Source organism: Bradyrhizobium sp. AUGA SZCCT0160 (assembly GCF_018130105.1).
Lineage (GTDB): Bacteria > Pseudomonadota > Alphaproteobacteria > Rhizobiales > Xanthobacteraceae > Bradyrhizobium.
Map to the genome: position 1 here is coordinate 32,927 of NZ_JAFCMD010000010.1, position 13,521 is coordinate 46,447.

General features: G+C 63.5%; 12 protein-coding genes. 5 read left to right on the forward strand and 7 right to left on the reverse strand.

Translation table 11 applies throughout. The features are described 5' to 3' along the window. The first annotated feature begins 33 nt into the window (after window positions 1–33). Window positions 34–1,011, forward strand: coding sequence for an IclR family transcriptional regulator (locus JQ558_RS17490; protein ID WP_212207853.1), 978 nt, complete (start codon window positions 34–36; stop codon window positions 1,009–1,011). Beyond that, window positions 941–2,500: an acyl-CoA carboxylase subunit beta gene (locus tag JQ558_RS17495; RefSeq protein ID WP_212294380.1), complete on the forward strand. Its 1,560-nt coding sequence runs from the start codon at window positions 941–943 to the stop codon at window positions 2,498–2,500. The genes JQ558_RS17490 and JQ558_RS17495 overlap by 71 nt, the downstream gene beginning before the upstream one ends. Window positions 2,501–2,718: 218 nt before the next feature. Here JQ558_RS17495 and JQ558_RS17500 read toward each other — a convergent pair whose 3' ends face one another. The 6 genes from JQ558_RS17500 to JQ558_RS17525 all read right to left on the reverse strand — a co-directional run bounded on the left by JQ558_RS17500 (window position 2,719) and on the right by JQ558_RS17525 (window position 9,408). Further along, window positions 2,719–4,017 (reverse strand): MFS transporter, encoded by a 1,299-nt coding sequence (locus tag JQ558_RS17500; RefSeq protein ID WP_212294381.1) that lies wholly within the window; start codon window positions 4,015–4,017, stop codon window positions 2,719–2,721. A 112-nt stretch (window positions 4,018–4,129) separates the two neighbouring features. Then, the gene (locus JQ558_RS17505) at window positions 4,130–5,323 is read right to left on the reverse strand and encodes an acetyl-CoA C-acyltransferase (protein WP_212272677.1); all 1,194 of its coding nucleotides are present in this window, start codon (window positions 5,321–5,323) and stop codon (window positions 4,130–4,132) included. Window positions 5,324–5,498: 175 nt separating this feature from the next. Next, complete coding sequence (locus tag JQ558_RS17510; protein ID WP_192739698.1) at window positions 5,499–5,684, reverse strand: DUF2783 domain-containing protein; 186 nt, start codon at window positions 5,682–5,684, stop codon at window positions 5,499–5,501. Then, window positions 5,681–7,351, reverse strand: a complete 1,671-nt coding sequence (locus JQ558_RS17515; protein WP_212294382.1) for an FAD-dependent monooxygenase — start codon at window positions 7,349–7,351, stop codon at window positions 5,681–5,683. Before JQ558_RS17515 ends, JQ558_RS17510 begins: the two co-directional genes overlap by 4 nt. A gap of 105 nt (window positions 7,352–7,456) precedes the next feature. Next, entirely contained in the window at window positions 7,457–8,623 is a 1,167-nt protein-coding gene (solA, locus tag JQ558_RS17520) for an N-methyl-L-tryptophan oxidase (protein ID WP_212294383.1), read from the reverse strand. 14 nt (window positions 8,624–8,637) lie between these two features. Further along, window positions 8,638–9,408 (reverse strand): enoyl-CoA hydratase, encoded by a 771-nt coding sequence (locus JQ558_RS17525; protein ID WP_212294384.1) that lies wholly within the window; start codon window positions 9,406–9,408, stop codon window positions 8,638–8,640. A 158-nt stretch (window positions 9,409–9,566) separates the two neighbouring features. Here JQ558_RS17525 and JQ558_RS17530 point away from each other — a divergent pair, with 158 nt between their 5' ends. Both JQ558_RS17530 and JQ558_RS17535 read left to right on the forward strand, forming a co-directional pair. Then, on the forward strand, window positions 9,567–10,106 hold the full coding sequence (locus JQ558_RS17530; RefSeq protein ID WP_212207860.1) for a PaaI family thioesterase: 540 nt from the start codon (window positions 9,567–9,569) through the stop codon (window positions 10,104–10,106). Window positions 10,107–10,172: 66 nt separating this feature from the next. Then, window positions 10,173–10,787, forward strand: a complete 615-nt coding sequence (locus tag JQ558_RS17535; RefSeq protein WP_212294385.1) for a TetR/AcrR family transcriptional regulator — start codon at window positions 10,173–10,175, stop codon at window positions 10,785–10,787. 146 nt (window positions 10,788–10,933) lie between these two features. Here JQ558_RS17535 and JQ558_RS17540 read toward each other — a convergent pair whose 3' ends face one another. Beyond that, on the reverse strand, window positions 10,934–11,848 hold the full coding sequence (locus JQ558_RS17540) for a LysR family transcriptional regulator (RefSeq protein WP_212294386.1): 915 nt from the start codon (window positions 11,846–11,848) through the stop codon (window positions 10,934–10,936). A gap of 98 nt (window positions 11,849–11,946) precedes the next feature. Between JQ558_RS17540 and JQ558_RS17545 the strand changes: the two genes are divergently transcribed. Next, a complete protein-coding gene (locus JQ558_RS17545; protein WP_212272668.1) occupies window positions 11,947–13,443 on the forward strand; it encodes a CoA-acylating methylmalonate-semialdehyde dehydrogenase in 1,497 nt (498 codons plus the stop codon). Window positions 13,444–13,521 lie beyond the last annotated feature (78 nt).

Consider the following 13,521-nt stretch of genomic DNA (forward strand, 5'->3'; position numbering starts at 1 on the left):
ATTTTATTCCGCAGGGCGGAACGGAGCCAACATATGGGAAGACGCTCGGAGCGGCTTAGCAAACAGGGAATGCTCGCCAGCGATCTGGCGGGCGAGGGCGATGTGATTCAGGTGGTGTCGCGGGCGTTCGATGTGCTGCGGTGCTTCGAGGGTCACGAAGCCCGACTCGGCAATCTCGAAATTTCCAACCGCTGCGGTCTGCCGCGATCGACGGTGTCGCGGTTGACGCACACGCTGACCCGAATGGGCCAGCTCGTCTATCTGCCGCGCGACCAGAAGTATCGCATCGGCCCGAGCGCGGTGGCGATGAGCACTTCGATGATGAAGGGCTTGCAGCTGCGCAACCTGATCCGGTTGCGCTTGCAGGATGTCGCCGAGCAATTGCCGGGCACGGTAGGTTTCGTGATCCCCGATCGTTTCCAGCTGGTCTATCTCGAATTCGCCCGCGCCGCGAATGCGCTCGGCCTGCACGAGACCACCGGCAGCCGCATTGCGATGGCGAGCACGGCGGCGGGACACGCCTACACCGCGGCGCTCGACGACGATGTCGGCGATGCGCTGATCGTGGAAATGGAGCGCGAGATGCCGGATAGCGCGCGGATGCTGAGGTCGCGCATCGAAGACAATCGCCGCCATCTGCGCGAACACGGTTATGTCGTGGCCTGCGGTACCTGGAGCCCGCACATCAACGGTTGCGCCGTGCCGCTGTGGTCGCCGCAATATCAAACCTATGTCGTGACGACGATAGGTCTGTTGTCCGCCATGTTCGATGAAAAGCGGGTGCACCGCGACGTGGCGCCTGTCATGGTCGAACTGGCAGCCGCGCTCGGCGGCCTGCTCGAGGGCGCCGACGGCGACATCTTCACCAACCGGCTGGAAAGAAAAGCGCTTCCGGTGTCAGTGCATAACAAGAATAAAATCATCAAGGCGGAGGATACGAATGAACTGGAAGCCGGAACTCGACGATCTCGCCCGGCGCGAAGCGTTCGCGCGGGAGATGGGAGGCGTTGACAAGGTCAGGCGTCAGCATGACCAGGGCCGGCTCACCGTTCGGGAGCGCATCGACAGGATCGTTGACCAGAAGTCCTTCCACGAAATCGGCGCCATCTCCGGCATCGCCGAATATGACGAGCACAGCGAACTCAAGCATCTGACGCCCGCGAACTGCGTGTTCGGCCGGGCCAAGGTCGAAGGCCGTCCGGTGGTCGTCGTCGGCGACGATTTCACCGTGCGCGGCGGCTCGGCCGACGCCTCGATCTCGGCCAAGCCGTTGATGGCCGAAGAGATGGCGCATGATTTCCGCCTGCCGATCATCCGCGTGATCGAAGGCTCGGGCGGCGGCGGCTCGGTGAAGACGATCGAGACGCGAGGCGCCGCCAATCTGCCGGGCGGCGTCGGTGGCACGCGCTGGTACTGGTTCACGACGGCGAACATGGCGCGCGTGCCGGTGGTGGCGCTCGGCCTCGGCTCCGTCGCGGGCCTTGGCGCCGCGCGGCTGGCGGCGAGCCATTATTCCGTCATGACCCGGAATTCGGCGATGTTCGTCGCGGGGCCGCCGGTCGTGAAGCGTCTCGGTCAGGACCTGACCAAACAGGAACTGGGCGGCGCCGACATCCAGACCCGCGCCGGCGGTGTGGACGATGCGGTCGATACCGAGGAAGAGGCGTTCGAGCGCGCCCGGCGCTTCCTGTCCTATCTGCCGTCTTCGGTCTACGAACTGCCGCCGGCCACGCCCTGCACCGACGATCCGGAGCGGGCCGAGGAAGCACTGATGAAGGCAGTGCCGCGCAACCGTCGCCAAGTCTACAAGATGCGCCCGATCATCGACGCCGTCGTCGACAAGGGCTCGTTCTTCGAGGTCAACGCCAATTTCGGCCGCCCGATCATCACGGGCCTGGCGCGTCTCGAAGGCCGCGCGGTGCTGCTGCTCGCCAGCGATCCCTTCCACTATGGCGGGTCGTGGACCGCGGAAGCCTGCCAGAAGGTGGTGCGCTGGGTCGACTTCGCCGAAACCTTCCATCTGCCGGTGGTCTATCTGATGGATTGCCCGGGCTTCATGATCGGGCTCGAGGCCGAGAAGTCGGCGACCATCCGTCACGGCGTGCGCGCGATGGCAGCCGTCAACCAGAGCACGGTGCCCTGGTGCACCATCATCGTGCGCAACGCTTTTGGTGTCGCCGGCGTGGTGCATCAACCGGCCAACCGCTACTCGATGCGCTACGCCTGGCCCTCGGCCTATTGGGGCTCGCTGCCGCTCGAAGGCGGCATCGAAGCGGCCTATCGCGCCGACATCGATGCCGCGGAAGATCCGGCGGCAAAGCTGAAAGAGATCGAGGACCGTCTCAACAAGCTGCGCTCGCCGTTCCGCTCGGCCGAAAAGTTCTGGGTCGAGGAGGTGATCGACCCCCGCAAGACGCGCTCGCTGCTCTGCGAATTCGCACGGCTGGCGGAACGAGTCCTGACCACGGGGCCGGCGACGAATATGGCGATCCGGCCGTAGGTGGTTGCCTCTTCCTTCTCCCTTGTGAGAGAAGGTGCCTTCGCGGAACGCGAGGGGTCCGCGGAGACAGACCCCTCATTCCGTCTCGCCGCCGCTTTGCGGCGTCGCAGTACATCGCCCATCCCGGCGGCGGCGCGTCTGATTCCAACGATCCGCACAGTCAAAGCGCATCAAGGACGGGATGATGGTGGGCGTTCGCTCCACCATCACGTACTAAGCTACGCTGCTGCTACTGCGGTAGCCGGCTTCGGTGCCGGCCTCGCGATCGCCAGCGTGATCAGCGCCGCGACGATGCAGAGCGCGCCGGCGACGAAGAAGGCGGGCACGTAGGTCGCATAGACCGTCCGCGATAGCCCTGCGCCGAAGGCAGCAACGCCTGCGCCCAATTGGTGGCCGGCGAAAATCCAGCCGAACACCAGATTGGCGCGTTCCGCTCCGAACCGTTGCGCGGTCAGCCGCACCGTCGGCGGCACCGTGGCGATCCAGTCCAGCCCATAGAACACCGCGAACACCGACAGGCCGTAGAACGAGAAATCCGTAAAGGGGAGGAAGAGCAGCGACAGGCCGCGCAGGCCGTAATACCAGAACAGCAGCCAGCGATTGTCGTAGCGGTCCGACAGCCAGCCGGACACGATGGTGCCGACGAAATCGAAGATGCCCATCGCGGCAAGCAGGCTCGCGGCCTGCACCTGCGGAATGCCGTAATCGAAACACATCGGAATCAGGTGCACCTGGATCAGGCCGTTGGTGCTGGCGCCGCAGATGAAGAAGGTGGCGAACAGGATCCAGAACACTTTTGTCTTCGAGGCGTCGCGCAAGGTGCCGAGCGCGGCGGCCAGGATCGGCGCATTGCTGGGCGGCGGCGAGACGATCGGCTCGGTGCCCTCATCGCCGTATGGACGCAGACCGAGGTCGCTCGGGCGATCGCGCATGATCATCGCCACGGCAACGGCCGCGACGCCCAGCATCACGCAGATCAACGCCAGCGCGTTGCGCCAGCCATACTGTTCGGTCAGCGTTGCGAGTAGCGGCAGGAAGACGAGCTGGCCCGTCGCCACGCTCGCGGTGAGGATGCCGACCACGAGGCCACGTCGCGCCACGAACCAGCGTGCCGAAATCGTGGCGCCGAGCACCAGCGCGGTCATGCCGGTGCCGAGGCCGATCACGACGCCCCACAGCAGCATCAGGTGCCAGACTTGCGTCATGAACAGCGAAGCGATCAGCGCGGAGGCCACGATCAGCAGCGACAACAGCGACATATTACGCAGGCCGTAACGGTTGAGCAGCGCGGCCGCGAACGGCGCCATCAGCCCGAACAGGATGAAGCGGATCGACAGCGCCGAGGAAATCTCGGCGGCACTCCAGCCGAATTCCTTCTGCAGCGGCACGATGAAGACGCCGGGTGCGCCGACGGTGCCGGCCGAGATCAGCGCGGTGAAAAAGGTCACGCCGACCATCGCCCAGCCATAATGGACTTTGCGGCGGGCGAGGGCGGCGGACAACCAGTTCGAAATCATTGAGCCTGAAAAATTCAATTGGGGCGGTTGGCAGGATGTGTCGGGGCGGTACATCCTGCCACGATCGCCTCTTGACATAAATGCCGAACTTCCCTCGTTTTCGGACATACCGCTAATGCACGATGCGCTCGACTGCGATCGCGGTGGCTTCCCCGCCGCCGATGCATAGCGCCGCGACGCCGCGCTTCAGGTTCTGCGCTTCCAGCGCGTGCAGCAGCGTGACGATCAGGCGAGCGCCGGTGGCGCCGATCGGGTGGCCGAGCGCGCAGGCGCCGCCGTTGACGTTCAGCTTCTCACGGGGAATCCCGAGGTCGCGCTGCGCCGCCATCGCCACCACCGCAAACGCCTCGTTGATCTCGAACAGGTCGACATCGCCGACGCTCCAGCCGACCTTGTCGAGCAGCTTCCGGATCGCCGGGATCGGCGCCGTGGTGAACCATTGCGGCTCCTGACTGTGGGTGGCGTGGCCCTTGATCTCGGCGAACGCCCGCAGGCCTTCGCGATCGGCGAGCGAGCGCCGCGCCAGGATTAGCGCTGCAGCGCCGTCGGCGTTGGCAGAGGAGGCGGCCGGCGTAATGGTGCCGTTGGCGCGGAATGCCGCCTTCAGCCCTGGAATTTTGGCGGGATCGACCTTGAGCGGATGCTCGTCATTGGCGATCACGCGCGGACCGGCCTTCTCGCTAACGGTAATCGGCACAATCTCGGCCTTGAACGCGCCGCCTTCGACCGCCTTGCGGGCGCGCGTCAGCGTCTCGATAGCGTAGGCGTCCTGATCGGCGCGGGTGAACTGATAGGCTTCCGCGGTGGCTTCGCCGAAATCGCCCATCGAGCGGCCGGTCTCGTAGGCGTCTTCGAGGCCGTCCATCATCATGTGGTCGATGATCCGGTCATGGCCGGCGCGATAACCCGCGCGCGCCTTGCTCAGCAGATAGGGCGCGTTCGACATGCTCTCCATGCCGCCGGACAGCACGATCTCGGCCGAACCGGCCTTGATGATGTCATGCGCCAGCATGGTGGCCTTCATGCCGGATCCGCACACTTTGTTGACGGTGGTGGCGCCGGTGGCATCTGGCAGCTTGGCGCCGCGTGCGGCCTGGCGCGCCGGGGCCTGGCCTTGGCCGGCCGGCAGCACGTTGCCCATGAACACTTCGTCGATCCGCTCCGGCGCCAGTTTTGCGCGTTCCAGCGCCGCGCCGATCACATGCGAGCCGAGCTTGTGGGCGCTGAAGGGCGACAATTCGCCCATGAACCGGCCAAGCGGCGTGCGGGCGGCGGACAGGATGACGACGGGATCGGAGGCGGCCATGGCGGAACTCCCAGAGATGTTCGGTTAAATAAGATTATGAACATCATACGATGCGTTGCAAAAATTGCAACGGATGATCTCACGGAAATGAGTGGATCATGCCATGAGAAAATATCGCGATCGGATGAGCTGAATTGATCCGGTGATCGGGCAGGAGATGTGGAGCGGCGTCGCGCTATTCCAGCCCGTCGAGCGCCGTCCGGATCGCGTTCTGGAAGACGGCGATGTCGCCGAGTTCATGCCCGAGCACCAGCGCCAGCCGGGTCAGGAACAGCGCCTCGCGCTCGGGCCCGGCCGAATCGATGGCCGTTGCGAGCGTCTCATAGGCGGTTTCGAAATCCGCTGATGGCATCGTGCTCATGCTCTGGCCCTCCCGAGACACAGGGCGGCGGTCCGCAGCACCTCGTTTGCGGCGATCGTTTTCCATCGCCCGGCGACATGCAGGTCGGGACGCAGCAGATAAAGCGTGCCGGGAGCCGCCGCGTACAGGCGAGCGATCTCGCCGTCGGCATCGCTGACGTGACTGGTTCCGATCAAGAGCGCCGCAAGGCGCTTGTCCGTATTGCGAAGCCGGTCGAGGAGCATGATGTCGTCGGTGGACGGCGCGCCCCGGCAGAACAGGATAGCAGTCAGGCCAATGCCGGCCTGATCCAGCAAATGACTACCGTCGGGAAGCTTCGCGTTCGGCGCAACGCTGCCGCAGGCGGGGCCACCCGTAAACTCGGCATCTCTGATGGCATAAGGCGTCAGCGGGCTTTCAGAATAAGTGTAGGGCTGCATCTGCCTTGGATTGGCGAGGCCGCGCGGAAATTCGTGCTTCAGGCTCAGCGACAGCGCCGCCTCACGCGCCAGCCGCCAGCCGCGCGTCGGCGGCGTCATGAAGCGCGTGCTCTTGGTGGCGTTGGCAAACACATCGAGCGTGGCGCCGCGGCGCTCCGGCGAATAGCTGTCGAGCAGGGCTTCATCCGCCTCGCCGTTGAGGACGAGCGCCAGCTTCCAGCCGAGATTTTCGGAATCCGCGAGGCCGTTGTTGAGGCCGCGCACGCCAAAAATCGGTACGATATGCGCGGCGTCGCCGATGAAGAACACCCGGCCATGCCGGTAGTCGTCGAGGCACAACGTGTTGGCGGAATAGACACTCCACCATTCCAGCTCCCACGGTCTGTCGTGGCCGATATCACCAAGGATGGCGCCGACGCGCGCGCGGATGCTTTCCTCGCGCATCGCTTCCTGTTCGCTTTCGCCTTCGCGAAGCTGGTAGTCGACGCGCCAGATCCTTTCCGGCTGCTTGTGGATCAGCACCGTGCCGCCGGGATTGCCGCTCGGCTCGAAGAAGGCGCGGCGTTCGGTCGGGAAATCGTGATCCATGCGGATATCCGCGATCACGTAGCGGCCTTCGTAATTGTCGCCCTTCATCCGCAGCCCAAGCTGGGAACGGATCGGCGAGCGCGCGCCGTCGGCAGCGAGAACATACTCAGCGTCGAGGCGGTAGTTGCCGGCGGGCGAGGTGACACCGATCGAAACGCCATCCGCGTCCGGCTGGATGTCGGAAAGCTCGCTCTGCCAGCGCATGTCGATGAGGTCGCAGGCCGTCACCGCGTCATGCAGATATTGCTCGATATATTGCTGCTGCAGATTGTACATCGGCAGATATTTTTCATTCGGCGGATGCGGCATCTCGAGCCGAAAGATCTGTTCGCCGCGGTAGTAGCTGCGGCCGTAGCGCCAGCCCAGCGATTTCTGGAGGAAGGGCGCCACCGCGCCGATCCGCTCCAGGATATGCATGCTCGGCCGCGCGATGCAGAGCGCCCGGCTGCCGTCATTAAAAGTATCCTTGCGATCGATCAGCACGCTGCGAACGCCGTACCGCGCCAGCACCAGCGCTGCCGTCATCCCGATCGGGCCGGCGCCGACGATCGCAACGGGATGACGAACGGTCACGCCATCCAGTTCGGGCACGCGCCGCGCCGGAAAGATCGGATAGTGGAAGTAGAGCGAATCCAGCGGCCCCTTGCCGGCAGGTCTCATGCGTTTCCCGCTTTGTTCATCCGGTTCCTTGGTCACGCCGACTACAGCTTGAAAGAGGCGGGATGGCAAGGCAGCCATGTTTTTGCGGCGAAGCGCGCCGGGCTCTCAGATAGCGCCTGAAAACGAGAACTTGCTGACGTCCAGATGCGATTGGCCAAGCGCCATCTGCGCAAGCGTTTCTCCGACAGCGGCGGAATGCTTGAACCCGTGCCCCGAGCACGGCGAGGCGATGATGACGTTCTTCATATCGGGGTGATAATCAATGATAAACCGGGCGTTCTTCACACAGGTGTAAAGGCACACCTTGGTCTTCACGCAATTTTCGTCGAGGCCAGGGAAGAACGGCCCGACATAGGTTCTGAACATCCCAGTGATTTCGTCCGGACCAACGCTCCGGCGAACCGTGTCGGGCGTCGTCGTATCCTCATACTGCTCGGTGGCGATCTTCACCCCCTGTTCGGGGTGGCCAATCAATGGAAAGCCGTAGATGCTCTGGGGTGCCGGAAGTTGCCAGATGTACACCGGAAATCGCTCTGGAAGAAATTCCGGGTATCGGTGCTGGTTTTTCAGGCCAAACCAATAGAGCACCTGCCGCGTTATGCTGAATTGCCGATCAACGCCCAATACCTGGTTGATCCATGGGCCGGCGGTTATGATGAGTTTCCTGGCGCGATAGGTGCTGACGCCTGTCGTCACCTGCACGCCGTCGCCATTGGGTTCGAATTTCAGCACCTTCTCGTAAAAGCGCAGCATGGCGCCCGAGGTGGCCGCGAGTTGAAGCTGTGCCTCGATGCATGACTCAGGTCGAACATAGCCGCTGACCTCGTCAAAATAGGCTTCATCGTCGTCGTTGACATTGAAGGCGGGAAAACGCTGTCTGATCGTTTTGCCATCCAGAATTTCGTATTTGATCTTGGCCTCGTCGGCCGCTGCCACTGTGGTCTTGAGAAATTCCGGATTTTCATGTCCGGCGGCACGCTGGCCCTTGCCGGAGATCACCAGCAGTCCATTTTGGGTGAAAAGATCCCGACCAGTCCGGCTCTCGATGTCGCGCCATATCTCGTGCGACCGCTTGGCAAATGGCGAGTACTCGGGACCCTCGCCGCAGGCGATGCGCGTAATGCGGGTATCGCCGTGCGTCGAACCCAGCTCATGAGGCGGCTTGAGCTGATCGATCCCGAGAACCGAGGCGCCTCGACTGGCCAACTGGTAGGTTGCAGCGGAGCCCATTGCCCCCAAACCGAGTACGATCGCGTCGAACGACCTTTCCATTACTTCTCCTGCGGCTATCGCTTCCGATCGATGAAGCCCTGCATCATCCGCTGCGGTTCGCCGGTCAGGAAGGATTGCCCGAACACGCCGACGCTGAGATTGACGGACTCCTTGAGCGGCAGTTCTTCCCATTGCCGCAGCAGTGCCTTCTGCGAACGCAGCGCCTCGGGGCCGCATTCGAGAAGCGCCTTGACCGTATGCTCGACCGCGTCATCGAGGCCGCCGGCCGGCGCGACCTTGTCGACCAGCCCCCACGCCAGCGCCGTCGGGGCATCGATATTCTCCGCGGTCATCACCAGCCAGCGGGCGCGGCCCCAGCCGATCAGCCGCGGCAAGAGCGCGGCGTGGATCACCGAGGGAATGCCGACCTTGACCTCGGGCATGCCGAAATGAGCGTCGTGCGCAGCAATCCGGAAATCGCAGGCGGCCGCGACCTCCAGCCCGCCGCCAAGGCACCAGCCGGGTAGCCGCGCGATCACGGGCGCCGGAAATTGGCGCACGGCTTCGCAGAGATCGCGGAGCCGCGTGATGAAGGCTTCGGCGGATTTCTGGTCGAGTTTGGCCATTTCCTTGATGTCGGCGCCGCCGATCATGCTCTTCTCGCTTTGGCCGGCCAGGATCACCGCGCGAATGGTCCGATCGGTGGCGAGTTTCTCAAAGCCTTCGCGCACGCCTGATGTGACGGCGGAACTCAGGATGTTCAGCGAGCCTGCATTGCAGATCGACAGCCGCACCACGCCGCGGGAATCGCGGTCGATGCCGCAATGGGGATTGAGCATTTCCATCCGATTTTCTCTGTTGGTCTTGGTTTTTTGGGTTCAGTGGCACGGTTTGCGCCACTTCCCGGACAATGCGCTGAATTGTCAAGGGCTGGCAGGCGAGGGGCGTTGCGCGGCGAAGCCTGTCGGTGTAATATGACGATCGTAATCTAAAAGGAGCCGCCATGAGCGCGATAGAATCCGCCGACCTGTTTTCTTCAGCCATGCGCCGGGAGCGCGTGGTCGATTGGCAGGCGCCGGGGCCGGCCGCGAAGGCTGCCGCCGGGATGACGGGCATGGAGGCGATGTGCGCGATCCGCGACGGTATCCTGCCGGAACCGCCGATGGCCCGCCTGATCGATTTCCGACTTCGCACTGCCGAACCGGGGCGGATCGTGATGGAACTCGAACCGCATGAAAGCCTGGAAAATACCATCGGTCTGTTGCACGGCGCGACCGCGGCAGCTCTGCTCGATACCGCCATGGGCTGCGCGATCTCGACCATGCTGCCGGCCGGGCAGGGTGCGGTGACGCTTGATCTCAAGCTGACCTATCTGCGGCCGCTCTCGGTCAAGTCGGGCAAGATCTCGGCCGAAGGCAAAATCATAAAACTCGGCCGCCAAACCAGCTATACCGAAGGCTTTGTCCGCGACGGCGCCGGCAATCTTGCAGTGCACGCGACCGCCACCTTCTCGATGATCGGCGAGGGTCCTAAGACGAAATAGGTGCAGCTTTTTTCGCGTGCAACTGCTATTATATGACTGCAAACATCTAATGGTTCAGGAATTGCGATGCGCTATTCGAAGGAGCACAAGCAGGAAACCCACGCGCGGATCGTGAAGAAGGCCTCAGTACGGCTTCGCGAAAAGGGCGCGCATGGCATCGGTGTCGCCGACCTGATGAAGGAGGCTGGCCTGACCCATGGCGGCTTCTACGCCCATTTCGATTCCCGCGAGGCGCTTGTCATCGAAGCCTTTGCCTATGCGATGGACCGCTCGACCGAGCGCTGGCGCAAGGTCGCCGACGAGACCCCGCCGGACAAGCGTCTCGCAACCATCGTCGAGAATTATCTGACGCCTGTTCATCGCGACGATCCCGGCCATGGCTGCGCGATTCCGACGCTCGGCGCCGAGATCGCGCGTGAGAGCGCGAAGACGCGAAAAGCCTTTGCCGCCAAGCTGGAAGCGATGATCGACATGATGGCCGATCAGATTCTCGACGTCCCGCGCAAAGTCGCGCGCAAGCAGGCGGTGGCGGCGCTCGCGACCATGATGGGCACGCTGGTGCTGTCGCGGATCGCCGGCAATGGCGAGTTCTCCGACGAGATCCTCGCCGCCGGACGCGAGGCCGTGGTGAGCCGCGCTGCGGCGGCGAAACCGGCCGCGAAGAAGGCTGCGGCGAATTAGCAGCGTCACCCACCGCCGTCGTCCCGGCCTTGAGCCGGGACCCATACGCCGCGACCGTTGTAATTGCAGGCAGCGTCTGCCGGCTTTTTTCTGTCGATAGATCACGCGGTATGGGTCCCGGCTCAAGGCCGGGACGACAGTTTCGTTCACCGCCCACCAAACAACGCCCGCTCGCCTTCCACCGTCTCATAAACGTAATCCGCCACCGCGCGGATCCGTGCCAGATCCTTACTGTCGGCATGCATCAACAGCCAGAACGTCCGCGAGATAGTAATCTCGTCCGGCAGCACCGGTCGCAGCTCGGGATGAGCCCTCGCCATGAAATGCGGCAGCACGGCGATGCCGAAGCCGGCGATGGTGGCGTTGAGCTGCGCGATCAGATTGGCGCTGCGGAATTTCGCGGAGATCTTTGGGCTGACCTGGGGGAGATAATCCAGTTCCGGTGTGAACAGCAGCTCCTCGATGTAGCCGACGAAGCGATGTGCGGCGAGGTCGCTGCGCCCGGTAATCCGGGGCGCGCGGTCGAGATAGGCGGGGGCGGCATAAAGCCCGAGGCTGTAATCGAGCAGCTTGCGCCCAACGATCCGGCCTTCCTTCGGCATCGTCAAGCTGATCGCAATATCGGCCTCGCGCTTCGACAGGCTGAACAGCCGGGCGGTGGCGACCAGCTGCAGGTCGAGATCCGGGTAGCGTTCGACGAATTTGACGAGGCGCGAGGCCAGGAAGTGGCTGCCAAAACCGTCGGGGGCCCCGATCCGCACGGTGCCGGTCAGATGCGCGCGGGAGCCGCCGACCGCCTCCTGGTTGGCGACGATGGTCGATTCCATCGCCTCCGCGCTGTCGGCGACGCGCTGGCCGGCCTCGGTCAGCAAATAGCCGGTCTTGCGCCGATCAAACAGTTTTGCGGACAGATGCCGCTCCAGCCGGTCGACACGCCGGATCACTGTGGCATGATCGACGCCCAGCTGTTTTGCGGCAGCGGATACCGTTCCGCCGCGCGCAATCGCCAGCAGAAAACGGAAGTCATCCCAATCGATCGTGCCGCCGCCTTGATCCAGCATTTCCGCACATCTATGGTGCAATTTATCAGACTTGTATCCTAGGAAATGCGGGTCAAAAAGGGCGGTAAAATTACCCGAGACTCCCAAGGAGAAGATTCATGCGTTCAATCGGACATTTCATCGGCGGCAAAGAGGTCAAGGGCAATTCGGGCCGGACGGCCGACGTTTTCGAGCCGATGACCGGCGACGTCCAGGCCAAGGTGGCGCTGGCCTCCAAGGCCGAGGTCCGCGCCGCCGTCGAGAACGCCAAGGCCGCCCAGGTCGAGTGGGCCAACACCAACCCGCAGCGCCGCGCGCGCGTGATGATGAAGTTCCTCGAACTCGCCAACCGCGATTACGACAAGCTCGCCGATCTCCTCGCGCGTGAGCACGGCAAGACCGTTCCTGACGCCAAGGGCGATATCCAGCGCGGCCTCGAAGTGGTCGAATTCGCCTGCGGCATTCCGCATCTGATGAAGGGCGAATACACTGAAGGCGCCGGCCCCGGCATCGATATCTACTCGATGCGGCAACCGCTCGGCGTCGTCGCCGGCATCACGCCGTTCAATTTCCCGGCGATGATCCCGATGTGGAAATTCGCGCCGGCGATCGCCTGCGGCAACGCGTTTATCTTAAAGCCCTCGGAGCGCGATCCCGGCGTGCCGATGCTGCTCGCCGCCCTGATGATCGAGGCGGGTCTGCCGCCCGGCGTGCTCAACGTCGTCAACGGCGACAAGGAAGCCGTCGACGCCATTCTCGACGATCCCGATATCAAGGCGATCGGTTTTGTCGGCTCGACGCCGATTGCGCAGTACATCTACGAGCGCGCCGCGCAGACCGGCAAGCGCTGCCAGTGTTTCGGCGGCGCCAAGAACCACGCCATCGTGATGCCGGACGCCGATATGGACCAGACCGTCGATGCGCTGATCGGCGCCGGCTACGGCTCGGCGGGCGAGCGCTGCATGGCGATTTCGGTAGCTGTCCCCGTCGGCAAGACCGCCGCCGACCGCCTGATGGAAAAGCTGATCCCGCGCGTGGAGTCGCTCAAGATCGGCACCTCGATCGATCCCTCGGCCGATTACGGCCCGCTGGTGACGCGCGAAGCGGTCGAGAAGGTGAAGAGCTACATCGACATCGGCGTCAAGGAAGGCGCGACGCTCGCGGTCGACGGCCGTGGCTTCAAGATGCAGGGCTACGAGAAGGGATTCTATCTCGGCGGTTCGCTGTTCGACAACGTCACCAAGGACATGCGGATCTACAAGGAAGAGATCTTCGGCCCCGTGCTGTCGGTGGTGCGCGCGCACGACTACAAGGAAGCGCTGGCGCTGCCGTCGGACCATGACTACGGCAATGGCGTTGCGATCTTCACCCGCGACGGCGACGCCGCGCGCGATTTCGCCGCCAAGGTCGAAGTCGGCATGGTCGGCATCAACGTGCCGATCCCGGTGCCGATCGCCTATTACACGTTTGGCGGCTGGAAGAAGTCCGGCTTCGGCGATCTCAACCAGCACGGCCCGGATTCGATCCGCTTCTACACCAAGACCAAAACCATCACCTCGCGCTGGCCGTCGGGTGTGAAGGAAGGCGCGGAGTTTTCGATTCCGACGATGAACTGATCGCGTCGTAATCTCCTTAACTCGTCATGCCCGGGCTTGACCCGGGCATCCACGACTTGAAGGTTTTAGCAGCAAAGA